The organism is Syntrophorhabdaceae bacterium (assembly GCA_035541755.1).
GTDB lineage: Bacteria > Desulfobacterota > Syntrophorhabdia > Syntrophorhabdales > Syntrophorhabdaceae > PNOF01.
Genome location: DATKMQ010000040.1, coordinates 33,367 through 49,084, shown reverse-complemented (window position 1 = coordinate 49,084; position 15,718 = coordinate 33,367). Strand labels below are relative to the sequence as shown.

Genomic DNA, 15,718 nt, shown 5'->3' with positions numbered 1-15,718 from the left:
GAGACTGGAGGCTTTTCACGAATAAGGAAGACCGCAGGCTAGAAAGCTTTGTCGGTTTCAAATTGTCCAGAATACCTGGCCGAAGGAATGGGGCGTTGTATTCCTCCGCAAACGACTCGTATTCACTGTTTCACGTGAGTCTATAGCCAGGACCAAAATACAAGGAGAGGGGAAAATGGCAGAAGGAAGAGTTAAATGGTTTAACGATTCAAAGGGATTCGGGTTTATCGAGCAGGAAGGCGGCAAAGACGTATTCGTTCACCATTCAGCGATCCAGGGAGAAGGTTATAAATCGCTTTCCGAGGGTGATCGGGTCACTTTCGATGTTGTTAAAGGTCAAAAGGGACCTGCCGCGGAGAACGTTCGCAAAATATAAGACTGAACCCCGTTTCCGTGTGTAAGAGTTTTCCGTAGCGGGAGGCACTTTCTAGTGCCTTAACCGAGCGGGACCACTACCTAACTTTGCTCGGGCGAAAGAAGGCCCTGGCCTGTTTAACTTAAGAGGCCCGTATCAATACGGAAGATATCGGCAATATGGTAGTTATGTGGCGCTATGACACGCCTGACCAGAATGAGAACCGGTTCAGGGGGGACGAACTGATCGTCTCGTGGTTGTCCTGAACGGCTTTTGATCAGGCATGCCATGCCTTAAGTTAGTTAAAAGAGCTATCGTTTTGATCTCGTAGATAGTGAAGCAAGGACTATGGATTTTAGACAGGCGCTGCCGCCCCTCGTAATAAAAGGAAAGACAATAAAGATACCCATTGTTCAGGGAGGCATGGGTGTGGGCGTATCGTTGTCTCCCCTGGCCAGTGCCGTCGCGCAAGAAGGAGGCCTGGGGGTCGTATCGAGCGCAGCCTTAGACAGGCTTGTCTCCGTAAGAAATGGCAAAAATTTGAAGACCTACGAAGCAGCCTACGAAGAGGTTTCTCTCGCAAAGGCGAGAGGCGGCGTGGCAGGCATCAACATCATGGTAGCCCTCATGAAAAGCTATGACGACACCGTAAGGGGTGCAATCGATGCCGGGGCGGACGTTATCGTCTCCGGGGGAGGATTACCGCTCGGCCTGCCGGTTATCCAAAAACCTGGTGAAACCGCACTAATCCCAATCGTCTCTTCGGCAAGGGCGCTCGAACTTATATGCAAGAAATGGGAGCGGACTGGGTACAGGCCTGACGCCGTCGTGCTCGAGGGGCCGCTTGCTGGTGGACATTTGGGTTTCAAGCTGGAGGACATCTATCTCGAATCAAACAAGCTCGAAAATCTTTTGCCCCCCGTAAAAGAAATGGCCGGGAAGCATGGGGATTTTCCGGTTATCGTCGCAGGTGGTATTTACACCCATGATGACATCGTGAGATTCCTCAAGATGGGTGCCGACGGAGTGCAGATGGGCACGCGTTTTCTGGTTACCAACGAGAGCAGTGCCACTGACGCCTACAAGCAGGCCGTTATCAACGCACGCAGGGAAGATATTATCGTGTCTCACAGTCCTGGCTCTCCCTGCGGTCTTCCGTTCATGGTCATCAAGGAATCACCCATGTACCAGAATGCCCTACATCGGGAGAGAAAGCCTCTCTGCGACAAGGGCTATATTTTAAGACAGGACAGGAATGGTGTGTTTAACCAATGTCGGGCGAGAGTTGATGATGGCACGAGCTTCTGTATATGCAATGGCCTTTTAAGCTCTGCCGGTCACAATCATCTACAAGAGGCACCTTTGTACACCGTGGGTGTGAACGGTTACCGCGTCGACAGGCGTACAACGGTCAAAGAATTGATGGCTGAATTGACGAGTGAAACGAATGGAGACCGGTGCCCTTCACAGAGCGATTGATGATAATACCTAACGTTTCCCGCAACGTACTGCAACACAAGAATACGAATGAATAGCCTTCTTGTTGTATCCTCAGAATCACTTGAGCCAACCAATCCCGCCGTTTCGCGCCCCTTCGGGCAAGACATCTCCCCTCAGATGGACTGAAACGGGGGGACTTTATTTTTTTGGGCATCCGCAGGATATGAGTCTTTTTCCGCACCTGGGACATCTCTCCATATAACAGCCTTCATGGTGAAAGCCACCCGGCGTCACATGGCACACGGGACACTGTTCCTTTGTATCTTCCGGATAGGGCAGGCGTCGAATAGATATATCGTCCTGATACTCTATTGGTTGAGGGGAGCAGGTTATTGTCTTCGGATCTTCACTATCTCTACCGCATCGTTTGCAATCTGCCATAAGGCTATTACAGTAGCACTAAACGGACCAAGAGATAAAGGGAATTTCTTGAAGGTGCCTAACCCGCTCACCTGATATTGCTTTCTATTTGAAGGGGTAACGTCGGTTCGGCCGGAATAAGTGTATTCCTTTTTGGGATGCCGGCACAGCACGGTCTGTACGGCTCGGCCTCAACCGTATAACTTTCTACTTGTAATTCGGCCTTTCTTGCGAGAAAATACTATACTCTGCGAAAAGGTCTCGATTGCCCTGCATTCGGCTGGGAGAACCGGGAAATCGGTGAGGGTCGTCGCTCTTCTACATGGTGCAGGGGATATAATGCGAGATAAGCAGGTAGCGATACCGGTAAGAAAGTGACAGTTTTCGAAAATTCATTTTAAGGAGCGTTATTTATGCAAAATCCTAATTTTAGTTCCGGACCATGCAGCAAGAGACCGTCGTGGAGTTTCGATGCACTGAAGAATGCGCCGGTCGGCCGATCCCATCGATCCGCGCTCGGCAAAGAAAGAATCGTCAAAGCCATTAACGATACACGAAAATTATTGGATATTCCGGCAGATTACCTGGTGGGCATTATGCCGGCTTCTGATACCGGCGCCTATGAGTGCGCCATGTGGAGTCTGCTTGGCCCCAAGCCGGTTACCGTATTGGTCTGGGAAAGCTTTTCAGATGGCTGGGCAACAGATGTTGCCAAACAGCTCAAGCTCAATCCAAAAATCATCAAGGTCGATTATGGCAAATTGCCCGATTTAAAGTCGGTCGACTGGACAAATGACGTGGTGTTTGTGGCCAACGGGACAACCAGCGGCGTTAAGATTCCTGACTATAATTGGATTCCGGCCAACCGCGAAGGCCTGTCTTTATGTGATGCCACCAGCGCCGCATTTGCGATGGAAATAGACTGGAGCAAGGTTGATGTTTTGACATTCTCCTGGCAGAAATGTCTGGGCGGTGAGGCCGCGCACGGCATTTTGATTTTAAGCCCCAAGGCGGTCGCGCGCCTGGAATCATACGATCCGCCCTGGCCGATGCCTAAGATTTTCCGCCTCAAGAAGGGCGGCAAAATTAATAAGGCGATCTTCGAGGGGGACGTCATCAACACACCTTCGATGATCTGTGTGGAAGACTATCTGGACGCTCTGGATTGGGCAGGCAAGATCGGCCTTTCCGGTCTTATTAAAAAAAGTCAGGGCAACCTGAAAGTAGTGGCCGACTGGGTGGCAAAAACTGACTGGATAGAGTTTCTGGCCGATGACCCGAACGTGCGCTCCAATACGTCCGTTTGTTTGAGCGTGACCCATCCCAAGGTCAATGCACTTGGTGCCGATGAAAGGAGCAAATTCTTGAAAAGTATCGCGTCGGATCTGAGCAAGAAAAACATCGCGCATGACATCAACTCTTACAAGGATGCACCCGCCGGCTACCGTTTCTGGTGCGGTCCGACCATCGAGGAGGCTGATCTTAAGGTGGCGCTTGCAGAATTGGAGAAAGTTTTCAGTGAAAAGATTCGAAGCTTATAACTGACGATATTAAGGAAAACGTCATCAATGGGCAACTATATTGAATGGAGAATCGACTAGTATAGACGAATCTTTCCGAGCGGACGGACATGAGCTTTGTTAGGCACGGTTGACTGTAACTGCGTCTTACCGGTTCGTTGGATATTAGCCGTGTTCACTGCCGACTTATACGTTTGTTCTTTAGTATAATCTGTGGCGCAGGCTGCACTGATCCCTCATCCGTCAGCAAAAGATGGTGCCGGCATGCCGGTCCTATTTCACTGGACCACGTGATGCCCGAGAGGAATCTCCAGACGACAAGGAGCAAGCCGATCCACATTCAATCTTGGGCCTTATCGACGTGAAGTAGCTCAGGGAACAGGCGCATCCACCCCAGGGCGATGATGATGCTGCCTATTCCTCCGATCAGCACGGCGGGTACCACTCCGAACCAGGCCGCGGTCAGTCCGGACTCGAATTCACCCAGTTGGTTGGAGGTACCGATAAACACCGAGTTGACTGCCGCAACCCTACCCCGCATGTTGTCCGGCGTTCTAATCTGGACGAGAAACTGTCGGATAACGACACTGGTTACATCTGCGGCTCCAAGAATGACCAGGCTTATAAGGGAAACTATGAGTGATGTGGATAGCGCGAAGAGGATTGTCGCCATTCCAAAAACGATGACAGCCAGGAACATGGTGCGGCCGATCCGGGACTGAAGGGGGTGACGCGCAAGGCTGATCGACATAGCCAGTGCACCGACTGCCGGCGCTGACCGCAGCAAGCCGAGGCCCCAGGGACCCACGCACAGAATGTCTCGGGCGTACACAGGCAAGAGGGCGGTTGCACCCCCAAGGAGAACCGCGAAGAGATCGAGAGATATTGCCCCCAGGATCGCCGGATTGGCCCGAATGAAAGTGATCCCTGCAAAAACCGACCTGAGATCGGCTGTGCTCGATTCCTTCTTCACCCGTCCCCCCTTAATGCGAGAAGTAACGAGACTCGCACCCGCGAACAGAACTACGATTGCAAGATAGGCAACGGACGGATTTGCAGCATAGAGGAAGCCCCCAAGAGCGGGTCCGACGATGACGGCGGTCTGGGAGGAGGAAGTCGCCCAGGCCACAGCTTTAGGAAAGCGGTCTCTCGACACCAGGTTTGGCAGAAACGCTTGCATGGTGGGAGCCTCGAAGGCTCTGGCTCCCCCAATGAGCAGCACAATCCCGAGGATAAGGTGAGCGTTAAGCCAGCCCGCAAGATTTCCCGCCGCGAGAACCGCAACCCCCGCGCTTTCGAATAATTGGCACAGGCGGCCGACAGTCCGGCGCTCATACCGGTCGGCCACATGGCCGACGATAAGGGCGAGAAGGAACAAGGGAAAGAACTGCGCAAGCCCCACAAGTCCGAGATAAAACGGACTGCCCGTAAGGGCGTATATGTGCCAGCCAACAGCAACCGACAACATCTGATAGGCCATGACGCTCGATACGCGCGCGCTGAGAAAAAGGATCAATTGTGTGTTGTCACGGTGGATGGCCACGGCAGAGGGGTGACTGGGATCGTTTCGCAGCATGGTTGAGCTTGAAGCTATCGCATCCTAAGGATCAGTATTACCGGCTTAGGCTATCACAGTTCGCCCTGGATTGCCAGCGATGAGTGAATGGTCTCTCCCGCAGAGTAGCAGTTCCCATCGATCCTGCCGGAGGGTGTCATAGACGAGTCTTTGCGAGCGGACGAACATGGGGGCTTTGTTATTGCCCGCAATCCTGATTTTGACTGTTTTTTGCAATTGTTCTACGTTTCAGTAGTCTTACCTCTGGAATATAATCTCTCCGCTGCCTATGGCTTTGCTCCGTTTCGTCGAGCTGTCTCATCGGATTTCTCTCCTTAGTTAATTGCATGCCTATGACGATAATATTAATGTTGCAATGGTTGGGTTTATGATATGCAACAATCGGAAAAATAAGGTCGGATGTCGGCTTCATCCCGCGCCACGGATTCTGACGACCCCGGTGCACAAATCCAAGGAGGCTCCTAAAGCACTATGAACACAGATAGTCTCACCGAATCCTTTGAATATTGCAAATGGATTCTCGACCATCTTGGAGATGCGGTCTTCGTGGTCGATGGACAATACAGATATATTTTCGTCAACAAGGCGCTTTGCGAACAGTCTGGAATACCTCTAGAACGATGGCTGGGAAGAACCCCGTATGATCTTTTCCTAAAAGAGCAAGCTAATATTTTCAGGACACGTGTCGGGCGCGTGTTCGAGACCGGGAAGCAAGACATCAGTGAAGAACCAATAACCGATCCGCATGGCAATGTCCTCACAATCGAAACAACGAAAACCCTTTACACTGATGCTGCCGGAAAACAATATGTGATCGGTGTTTCCCGCGATATTACGGGACATAAACGCGCCGAGGCGGCTTTGAAAGAAAGCGAGAATAGATACCGTCTGCTTGCCGACAATGCTACCGATGTGATCTACGTTCACAGCCTGGACCTAAAATACAAATACGTCAGCCCCTCTATAAAGCAAGTAAGGGGGTTTTCCCCCGAAGAGCTTATCGGTCAGCCTGTCGGCCAATCCATGACAGCTCATAGTCTGGAATCGGTGAAAAGGGCCATCAGAGAAGAATTGGAGCTTGAAAAGACCGGGACAGCCGACCCCAGCCGGACAACAGTCCTGGAACTGGAAATGTTATGCAAAGACGGCTCAACCATATGGGCCGAGGTCAAGGCATCGTTTCTCCGTAACGCCAACGGCGATCCAACAGAGATCATGGGCATAGCGCGTGATATCACGGAACGAAAACAGATGGAAGAGGCCCTGCGCACGAGCGAACTTCATTTATCTCAGGGCATGGACCTTGCCAATATCGTTTACTGGGAGCTTGATCCGATCGAGGATGTGTTGATATTCAACGATGCCTTCTACGCCTTTTACGGCACGACCGTCCAACGGGAAGGCGGGTACCGGATGACACGGCAGGAATACGCAGAACGGTTTGTGCATCCTGATGACAGGCTGCGTCATTCTCAAACCGTGCAGCAGAATCTCGCGAGATATGCCGCCGAGTCCCCTCCCGATCTTGAGCACCGTATTATTCGGCGCGATGGTAACGTACGACATATCGTCGTTCGGGGACGTATCGTCAAAGACCATTCAGGCCGAGTCGTCAAGAGATACGGGGTAAACCAGGACATCACCGACCGGAAGCGGGCAGAAATACGAATATCCGAATCGGAGAGGCACTACAGGGCGCTATTTGAAAACACCGGAGCGGCGACGATAATCGTCGAGAATGATACGACAATCAGCCTTTGCAACAGCGAGTGTCAACGCCTTTCCGGTTATTCGAAGGAGGAAATTGAAAACAAGAAGAGCTGGACCGAATTTGTATCGCAAGAGGATCAAGGAAGGATGCTCGCCTCGCATTATTTGCGCCGCAAGAACCCTGATGCCGTCCCGAGACAATATGGATTTCAGTTCGTGACACGAACCGGAGAAGTGCGGGATATGTATTTTGTGGTCGATATGATCCCGGGCACTGACAAGAGTGTGGCATCGCTCGTCGATATAACAGACCTGAAACGGGCCGAGCGGGAAAAAGCACGCCTTGAGGCCCAATTATATCAGGCACAGAAAATGGAAGCCATCGGCACCTTAGCCGGGGGTATCGCCCATGACTTCAACAATATTCTCACAGCCCTCGTGGGATACGCTACTCTCCTGCAAATGCACGTCAAGGGTGGAACGTCACGGGAATATGTGGATCAGATGCTCGCTGCCTCGCAAAAAGCGGCCGACCTTGTACACAACCTTCTCGCCTTCAGCAGACAACAGCGCATCTCTCTTAAACAGGTGAGTCTGCACAAGATCATCAGGAGGACGGGAAAGCTCCTTAACCGCCTCCTCACTGAGGATATCATTATGGAGACACGCCTTGCCGCTCAGGACATCATCGTTATGGCGGATGCAACCCAGATTGACCGGATTCTCTTCAACCTTGCTACGAATGCGAGAGACGCCATGCCGCAGGGGGGCACTTTTACCATAGAGACAAAAGTGGTTGATTTGGACGATAAGTTTCAACATTTTCACGGTTACGGCAAACCCGGGCGATACGCCCTTCTCTACATATCAGATACGGGTGCGGGTATGGATGAGGTTACCAGGGAAAGGGTCTTCGACCCCTTCTTCACCACCAAGGAAGAAGGAAAAGGAACAGGTTTCGGGTTATCGACGGTTTACGGAATCGTAAAGCAGCATCACGGGTATATTACCGTGTACAGTGAACCGAACATGGGAACGACATTTCATATTCACCTTCCTCTGGCAGAAGAAACTTCAAAGGAAGAAACATCCGGACCAGCGCCAATCAAAGGAGGCCGGGAAACCATTCTCATCGGAGAGGATAATGAAGCGGTCAGAGAGCTTACAAGCAAAATACTCACTCAATGCGGATATACGACAATTAAAGCGGTTGATGGTCAGGATGCAGTTGAACAATTCAAGAAATCCGATGCGGTTCACCTTCTCATCCTTGACTCGGTCATGCCGAAAAAAAATGGGCGGGAAGCCTATAATGAAATATGTATGATCAGACCCGGGATCAAGGTGATCTTCACAAGTGGACACACGAGGGACGTTGTTCTCGACAAAGGGGTTCAACACAAAGAGTTCAACTTTCTCCAGAAGCCCATCATGCCGATCACTCTCCTGCAGAAGGTAAGAGAGGTGCTCGACAATGACCCGGACCCTGAGAAAGCGACCCGCAAGGATTTCTTGCCGTAAACCATGATTTTTTAAGAACCTACCAATGCCTGGTTGTGGGGTAAGGTAACGAATTGATACGCTGATTCGTAGTCATCGGTCTACCTCTGGCTTCCCCCTGGCGATTGTCAATCGACGATATATTGCAGCACGGGATGGCTATGGAGGTTAGCGGCGAGTCGGTTAGAGCTTCTTCAAGAAAATGAATAGCGGGGTCTCACTGCTATTGCATCCATACAGAACGAACAGGTTCTTCCTGCTGCATCACGATCTGTTCGTATTCAAGGTCTTCCAGATACTTATAGGCCATAATCGCCTTCTCTTCAGACAATTGATTTTCGAATCCGCAGACAGGACAGGCGTCATGGAGATTGAGCCACATTTTTCTCAATTTTACCGGATAGGGCGTACCGCAAAAAGCACATTTACATTCAAGAATGAAGTCTATCATTTTAGGTTCCCTCCTTATCGTGTCAGCTGCCATGAATATCTAGTAGAGCAATAAGTATGCCGCATGGATTTCAGCCTGCCCTGAAAGACCCTCGCCGCGGCCGCGAACCGCCCCGAGCCAAGGGGACGTCGTTTCCATAATAGTCGATGATATATAATGAATACAAATAGTTACCAGGACTCAATGCCTGGACATGACCATGAAGGATTCTTGAGTCAGAACGCGTAGCTTACGCCTCTCAAACATGTCTTGAGACGGAACATGTGGCGTTCGGGATACCTACAAAATTTGTAGAAGGCCCCCTTTTGCGTAGCACTTCTTCAGTGCTCATCAGGTTTTGGAGCGGTGAAGCGATGGATTCGCGCAGATGATCGGACCCGGCTTGGCCCTATTTGGAAAGGACTTCTATGATCGATGCAAGGATGTCCTCATCCTTAAACGGCTTATCAAGAAAGGCTTCGATGGTGAATCCTTTGAGTTTATCTCGCTGGTCTTCGCTCATGAAACCGCTTGAAATGATGACCTTGATATTCTTTCTGATTTCGCGAAGTCTCTTGAGCACTTCATCGCCCTTGAGCCCCGGCATGATAACATCGAGAAAGACCACATCAATATAGTCCCGATGCTTCTTGAAGATACTGATTGCCTGGTCTCCGCTTACCGCCTCGAAGATTCGAATGCCGGTGTCCGCGAGGACGCCTTTTGCAAGCTCTCTGATCATCTCCTCGTCATCGACCACAAGGATTGATTTCCCTTTAAGGATCTCCTTTTTGAAGGACACCTGTTTGACGATCTCTCTTGTGACAGTGGCAGTGGGAACGGGCATATACAGAATGAATTTTGTCCCTTTTTCTTTCTTGCTCTCGATCTCGATAAACCCGCCATGGTCCTTGATGACTCGGTCGACAAGGTAGAGGCCCATACCCAGGTTGAAACCGTTTTCCTTAGTGGAAAAATACGGTTCAAAGATCTTCGACTTGAGATCTTCGTCTATGCCTTTGCCCGTGTCTGTTATCTCAACGGTGACGAATTGCTTACCGTCGACGTGCGTCTTCAGCATCGTAGCCACCTGGAGCAGGCCTTTGCCGTCCATGGCGTCTTTGGCATTAATGAGGAGGTTGAGAAAGACATTCTGCAGCTCCGCCTCGTCTCCCTTTACCGAAGGCAGCGTCTCCTCCAGGGCCTTCTCAATGGTAATTTCCCTGAAACTCTCTTTGAGGAGGAAGAGCACATCTTCAAGTAATGCATTGAGGTTGACCGTTCCCGTCGACTTTTTCTGCCGCCGTGAGAAATTGAGAAGATGCTGGGTCAGTTTTGATGCCCTCTGCGCCGAATGTTCTATGGCCTCCGCATACCGGTTGAGCTTGGAGTTATCCTGCAAGAATTTCTTCATGAGCGATGCGTAACCCAGAATGCCGGTAAGCATGTTATTGAAATCATGGGCAATACCTCCGGCGAGCATGCCTATGCTCTCCATCTTCTGCTTGACCAGGTATTCTTCCTCGCTGATCCTTTTGCCCACGACGTCTTTGAGCATGAGACCTCGCCACTCGCCCTTATGGTCCGTCTCTTTTACGGTGAAACTTTCGATTTTGAATATCTTGTAGGCCTCGCCATATTTGTACGTGACCTGCCCGTAATGAACCCCGGTCTTTTTCGTGAATTCCTCTGTAATACCGGGGACGATCTGCTCAATCTTTTCACCTATGAGCATCCCCTTCTTGGTCTCGAATTCGGCCTTGGCCTTTCTATTCGCGTAACAGATAAAGTTCTTCTTATCGATGAGCAGAAAGGCATCGGGAAGCTCTTCTAAAACCCTTTCAAAGGCCTCTTTCGAGTGGACCTCGTGGCGCCGTCCGTTGGTGTTGAGGAGCAAGGATTTGTTATAGATGTCGCAGACGATCTCGAGCTCTCGCAGCAGCCTCACCTCAAGATCTATATAATACCGTTTGCCCAGAACCAGATAACCGATCACGCTCAGATCTTTTTTCAACGGATAAACATAGAGGGTACCGTACCCGAATACATCGTCGATAAGGGACGGGGCGCTGGCCCCGCTGTTGAGCATAGAAATGCTGGTAAAATCAAGGTCGCCCAGCGTGTCGTCGATGCTGTAGAAACCCTGGCGGATAACGCCGTTATCGTCAATCATGATCTTACAGACATCAAAGAACGACTCTTCCACAAAAACTTTCGGTATATAGCTTATGAGGAGGTCGTCTTCGACGCTGCTCATGATCCGCATAATGATCGAGTAGTTGTTGATGGCCCTTTCGTAAAAGTTCCACTGCAGTTTGATCGATTCGGACTGTAATTCTTCTCTCTTCATGTCAGCTTAATTGCAAAAAATCCATAATTTTATCTACCTCTTTGCCGATATTGTCCTTTTCCTTTTCCAAAATGAATCCTTCAGGGCTCTGCGGGTTGTGCGTACCGTGGGTGAACCGGTTTGCGGCATTCACGAGCCGAAAAAGAGTGGTATATTTGTCCCCGGCCTCTGACGTATGATGGTACCGGATAACATGGGCAAAATCGTGCGGGAACTTCCATTTAACGGCTATCATATATCCTAATTCTTGATGATCGATGCCAAAGTACTCCTTTTCCACGGCCACGGTGTCTTTTCCGTTCTGTTTTGTCTGTTTCATGATTTCACCGTAGTCTGGGGCGCTGAGATAGAAAACGATCTTTCCGAGATCGTGGAGAAGCGATACGGTATATACCTTGGGTGCGTCTTCCAGGATCATCCTTTCCGAAAGGGTCCGCGCGCCGCAGGCAACCTCGATGGCATGTTTCCACAGGGTGAAGAGGTCCTGTTCCTTGAGTTTCAATTTCTTGAGAATATTCTCCATAAACATGAGACAGGTGACAATTCCCCTCACCTCTTCAAAACCGATGGTCAGCATTGCCCTCTGCAGGTTGAAGATCTCCACCCCCCTGCTGTAGTAGGCTGAGTTCGCAATACTGATTATCTTCGACGATATGGCCTGATCATACTGGACCACGTCGCAGAGGTCGTTGAATGAGGAATTGTTGTTGCCGAGCACGTGAAAGACCTTTTCCACGATGCCATTCAAGGTAGGGATCACCTTCAAATCGGTCGCCCTGTTCACTAGTTCCACTCTTGATAGATTGGTCGCCATACGTCTATACCCATATTTTCGTACATTTGAGAAAAAAATAAAGGATTTTTTAAGAAAAATTTACGAATTCGTTCAATTTATCACAATTTTCGCACCATATATCCGGCTCGTCACGGGCTAAACGGGGTGAGAAATCGATTTCCATCTTGACTTTACAGGCTTTTTCTACTATTATCTTACAATTTTCCGGAGGTGTGTATCATGGGATTAGGACTTATAGGCAAAAAGCTCGGCATGTCACAAATCTTTGACGAACACGGGAACATCATACCCGTTACGGTAATACAGGCAGGTCCGTGCACAGTCATTCAGAAGAAATCGGTGCTTAAAGAAGGGTATAACGCGGTTCAACTCGGCTTTGAGGAAGTAGTTAAGACTCAGCGGCTCAATAAACCGCTTCTCGGCCATTTCAAGAAGACAAATATGAAACCGACCGCCGTGTTGAAGGAATTCAGGGTAACCGAAGCGGACCTCGAGTTAAGCGAAGTAGGAAGTACACACTCGGTAGACATGTTCGAGATCGGAGATTATGTGGACGTGGTTGGCACGTCAAAAGGCAAGGGATTCGCTGGCGTTATGAAGCGCCATGGATTCGGTGGCGCACCGGCATCTCACGGCGCACATGAATATTTCCGACACGGCGGATCGATCGGCCAGAACATGACCCCCGGCAGGACCATGAAGGGCAAGAAGATGCCCGGCCATATGGGCGCTGCCCGGATAACGGTACAGAACCTGAAAGTGATCGATGTGAGAGGTGATACGAACCTCCTTCTCATCGAAGGCGCGGTTCCGGGCCCGGCCAAGGGTTACGTCGTCATCAGAAAGGCAGTCAAGAAGGTCAAGAAGTAGTCGCGTATCGAGGAGAGGGCGTCTTCCCTTATCTATTGACTTTATCCCAATCCAGACTATAGAGTATCGTATGTTTACCCTATGTGTTAAGGATAGCTTCGCGGCCGCGCACAGGCTCGTGGGGTACAAAGGACAGTGCGAGGAACTCCACGGCCATAATTTCCTTGTCGAGGCTTTCTTCTCGGGAGAGACGCTCGGCGCGGACGGGCTGCTCATCGATTTCAAAATTCTCAAGGATAACTTACGACAGGTGCTCGCTCTACTCGATCATAAGTATCTCAACGAGATACCTTTCTTTTCCGAGAAGGCAAGCTCAGCAGAATATATCGCCATGTACATACACGGACAGATGGAAAAAAAGATCAAGACAACCGGCGTCTCACTCAAAGAGGTACGGGTCTGGGAATCGGACAAGGCGTATGCCGCTTATGAGCGATAAAGCAAAGATGGCCGACGTGCAGAGCATGCCTGACGATCGGGAAATCGAGATCGATAAGGTGGGGGTCAAGAACGTAAAATATCCGATCATCGTGCTCGACAAGGCAAACGGTACCCAGCACACTATTGCGACCATCGATATGTACGTCAACCTTCCGCATCATTACAGAGGGACTCATATGAGCAGATTCGTTGAGATCCTCCACGAGAACAAGAACATGATCAACATGAAGAATTTCCCCGATATTTTGAAAGAGCTGAAAAGAAGACTGGATGCGGAATCGGCTTACATAATCGTCAAATTCCCCTATTTCATCAAGAAGGAAGCCCCCGTATCAAAAACCCAGAGCTATATGGAATATGAGTGCGGATTCTGGGGCTCCATGGATAATCAAGACGTTATGAAGGAATTTGTTGTCTCCGTGTCGGTGCCTATCAACACGCTGTGTCCCTGCTCCAAAGAAATAAGCAAGTATGGAGCGCATAACCAGCGTGGCGTGGTGAAAACAAACCTGAGGGCTAAGCGGCTCTTCTGGATAGAAGATATAATAAATACTATAGAAAAATGTGCCAGTAGTGATATATACTCTATTCTCAAAAGGGAAGATGAAAAGTTCATCACGGAAAAGGCCTACGAAAACCCTAAATTCGTCGAGGACGTCGTGAGGGACATAGCCGATACGTTTTCAAAAGATACGAATATCGAGTGGTTCGCCGTTGAGGCCGAAAATTTTGAGAGTATCCATAACCACAGCGCCTATGCGTATCTTGAAAGAAATAACAAGGGAGGGAGTGTATGAGGAAATCTATCGTTCTGCTTTTTGTCATTCTATTGCTCTGTTCCGGGTGTGCGTATTTTCAGAAGGGAGGCGCCGAGAACGCTGCCCCGCCGAGGCAGGAAGGACCCAATCAGGTGTTTTACGGCTTTCCTGATGTACCTGTGCCCAAGGAACTCACTATCGTGAGCGAGAAGAGCTTCGTCTATGAAACTCCCACGTTCAGGGCCGGTGTGCTCTTCCTGAGCGGGAACGTCGAATTCCAATCCCTCGAGAACTATTTCAAGATAAACATGCCCAAGAACGGATGGAAATACATCAATAGTTTTCGATACAAAGACGTTGTGCTGAATTACGTAAAAGAAGACAAGACATGCAATATCAAGATGTCTCGCGCAGCCTTTGGGACGACGGAGGTGGAAATTTGGATTGGACCAAGCGACAGGGGCTCAGTCCAGACACCAAATGAGTCCGTCAAATAAATGGGTAAAGATTCATACCATCGAGAGCATCTTTGAAATGGACATGATCAAAGATGCTCTCGAAAAAGAGAACATAGCCTGTAGCATCAAAGAACACAAGGATACCGCCTATGACGGCCTTTTTATTCTCCAAAAAGGCTACGCGACGCTCTTCGTGGAAGAAGAGAACAAAAAGCGGGTTCTTGAAATAGTCGAACGTATCAAACGCCTTCCCTATGTGGCATATTCAAAAGATTGACCCTTTACGCCACATCGCAGACAAGAAATATATCGCCCTGGTGGGGGCCGGGGGTAAAACTTCCCTCATGGAATATCTGGCCGCCCGGGTCGCATCGCAACACAGAAAGGCTGCGATTACGACCACGACAAAGATATACGCTCGCGAGCCGTACAGACTCCTTTCAAAAGGCTCCCTGAACACGGCCACGCAGGGCGGCGTGGTTCGGATCGGAAAGACCCTTGAAAACGAGAAACTCACCGCATTGGATTTTGAGGATCTTCTCGAACTGGGTGGGAGCTTCGATACGATTCTCATAGAAGCAGACGGGGCAAAAGGCAGACCTCTTAAATACCCTGCCTCCCATGAACCCGTGATACCACCTTTCTCCGAATTGGTTTTCGTGGTAGCCGGTCTTGACGGTTTCTTTGGCCCCGTGCGGGAGAAGGTCTTCAGGTGGGAACTGTTCGAGAAAGAAGGCGGGAGGACGGGGGACGGGATAGTCTCGCCGGATATCTTTGCGATGCTTCTCACAAACGAGAGCATGCTTAAGAACGTGCAAAAAGCACATTGCCTCTTCGTGCTCAATAAGTACGACGCCTTGATTAAGCGAGAAAGCCCCATCGAGGTGGCCAAAGCCATCATGAGGAATACAGGTCTTCAAATGGTTATCATCGCCAGTGTGGCCTGCGATCTCTTCTACGAAGTGCGGCAGCTCACGGGGTAGCTCTCCTCGACTTGGAAAGGCTTATGCGTACGCCAGCGATTGCACGATAAAAGGCCGATATTATACGATTTAGCTTGATTTTTGGCGAGAGATTCATTTAACTATCCCCTG

The 15,718-nt window shown here is 49.9% G+C and carries 14 protein-coding genes; 10 read left to right on the top strand and 4 right to left on the bottom strand.

What is annotated here, in order from left to right; genetic code table 11:
• The first annotated feature begins 175 nt into the window (after positions 1 to 175).
• From VMT62_03390 to VMT62_03380, 3 genes are all read left to right on the top strand, one after another.
• Positions 176 to 376 (top strand): cold-shock protein, encoded by a 201-nt coding sequence (locus VMT62_03390; GenBank protein HVN95449.1) that lies wholly within the window; start codon positions 176 to 178, stop codon positions 374 to 376.
• Between the two features lie 327 nt (positions 377 to 703).
• Positions 704 to 1,834 carry a nitronate monooxygenase gene (locus VMT62_03385; GenBank protein ID HVN95448.1) on the top strand — a complete coding sequence of 377 codons (1,131 nt, stop codon included), beginning with the start codon at positions 704 to 706 and terminating at the stop codon, positions 1,832 to 1,834.
• A gap of 794 nt (positions 1,835 to 2,628) precedes the next feature.
• Positions 2,629 to 3,756 carry a phosphoserine transaminase gene (locus tag VMT62_03380; GenBank protein ID HVN95447.1) on the top strand — a complete coding sequence of 376 codons (1,128 nt, stop codon included), beginning with the start codon at positions 2,629 to 2,631 and terminating at the stop codon, positions 3,754 to 3,756.
• Positions 3,757 to 4,075: 319 nt separating this feature from the next.
• Here VMT62_03380 and VMT62_03375 read toward each other — a convergent pair whose 3' ends face one another.
• Entirely contained in the window at positions 4,076 to 5,311 is a 1,236-nt protein-coding gene (locus tag VMT62_03375) for an MFS transporter (protein ID HVN95446.1), read from the bottom strand.
• A gap of 471 nt (positions 5,312 to 5,782) precedes the next feature.
• Here VMT62_03375 and VMT62_03370 point away from each other — a divergent pair, with 471 nt between their 5' ends.
• Positions 5,783 to 8,542: a PAS domain S-box protein gene (locus VMT62_03370; protein ID HVN95445.1), complete on the top strand. Its 2,760-nt coding sequence runs from the start codon at positions 5,783 to 5,785 to the stop codon at positions 8,540 to 8,542.
• A gap of 202 nt (positions 8,543 to 8,744) precedes the next feature.
• On the opposite strand, the gene VMT62_03365 is transcribed toward VMT62_03370, so the two are convergent.
• The 3 genes from VMT62_03365 to VMT62_03355 form a co-directional block, all read right to left on the bottom strand.
• Positions 8,745 to 8,972 (bottom strand): hypothetical protein, encoded by a 228-nt coding sequence (locus VMT62_03365; protein ID HVN95444.1) that lies wholly within the window; start codon positions 8,970 to 8,972, stop codon positions 8,745 to 8,747.
• Between the two features lie 388 nt (positions 8,973 to 9,360).
• Positions 9,361 to 11,301: a response regulator gene (locus VMT62_03360; protein HVN95443.1), complete on the bottom strand. Its 1,941-nt coding sequence runs from the start codon at positions 11,299 to 11,301 to the stop codon at positions 9,361 to 9,363.
• Between the two features lies 1 nt (position 11,302).
• Positions 11,303 to 12,085, bottom strand: coding sequence for an HDOD domain-containing protein (locus tag VMT62_03355; GenBank protein HVN95442.1), 783 nt, complete (start codon positions 12,083 to 12,085; stop codon positions 11,303 to 11,305).
• A gap of 231 nt (positions 12,086 to 12,316) precedes the next feature.
• Between VMT62_03355 and rplC the strand changes: the two genes are divergently transcribed.
• The 6 genes from rplC to yqeC all read left to right on the top strand — a co-directional run bounded on the left by rplC (position 12,317) and on the right by yqeC (position 15,607).
• The gene (rplC, locus tag VMT62_03350) at positions 12,317 to 12,967 is read left to right on the top strand and encodes a 50S ribosomal protein L3 (protein HVN95441.1); all 651 of its coding nucleotides are present in this window, start codon (positions 12,317 to 12,319) and stop codon (positions 12,965 to 12,967) included.
• 70 nt (positions 12,968 to 13,037) lie between these two features.
• Positions 13,038 to 13,406, top strand: a complete 369-nt coding sequence (locus VMT62_03345; GenBank protein ID HVN95440.1) for a 6-carboxytetrahydropterin synthase — start codon at positions 13,038 to 13,040, stop codon at positions 13,404 to 13,406.
• Positions 13,396 to 14,205: a GTP cyclohydrolase FolE2 gene (gene folE2, locus VMT62_03340; protein HVN95439.1), complete on the top strand. Its 810-nt coding sequence runs from the start codon at positions 13,396 to 13,398 to the stop codon at positions 14,203 to 14,205. Before VMT62_03345 ends, folE2 begins: the two co-directional genes overlap by 11 nt.
• Positions 14,202 to 14,663: a hypothetical protein gene (locus VMT62_03335; protein ID HVN95438.1), complete on the top strand. Its 462-nt coding sequence runs from the start codon at positions 14,202 to 14,204 to the stop codon at positions 14,661 to 14,663. The genes folE2 and VMT62_03335 overlap by 4 nt, the downstream gene beginning before the upstream one ends.
• On the top strand, positions 14,647 to 14,901 hold the full coding sequence (locus VMT62_03330; protein ID HVN95437.1) for a DUF2007 domain-containing protein: 255 nt from the start codon (positions 14,647 to 14,649) through the stop codon (positions 14,899 to 14,901). The genes VMT62_03335 and VMT62_03330 overlap by 17 nt, the downstream gene beginning before the upstream one ends.
• A complete protein-coding gene (gene yqeC, locus VMT62_03325; protein HVN95436.1) occupies positions 14,879 to 15,607 on the top strand; it encodes a selenium cofactor biosynthesis protein YqeC in 729 nt (242 codons plus the stop codon). The genes VMT62_03330 and yqeC overlap by 23 nt, the downstream gene beginning before the upstream one ends.
• The last annotated feature ends 111 nt before the right edge of the window (positions 15,608 to 15,718 follow it).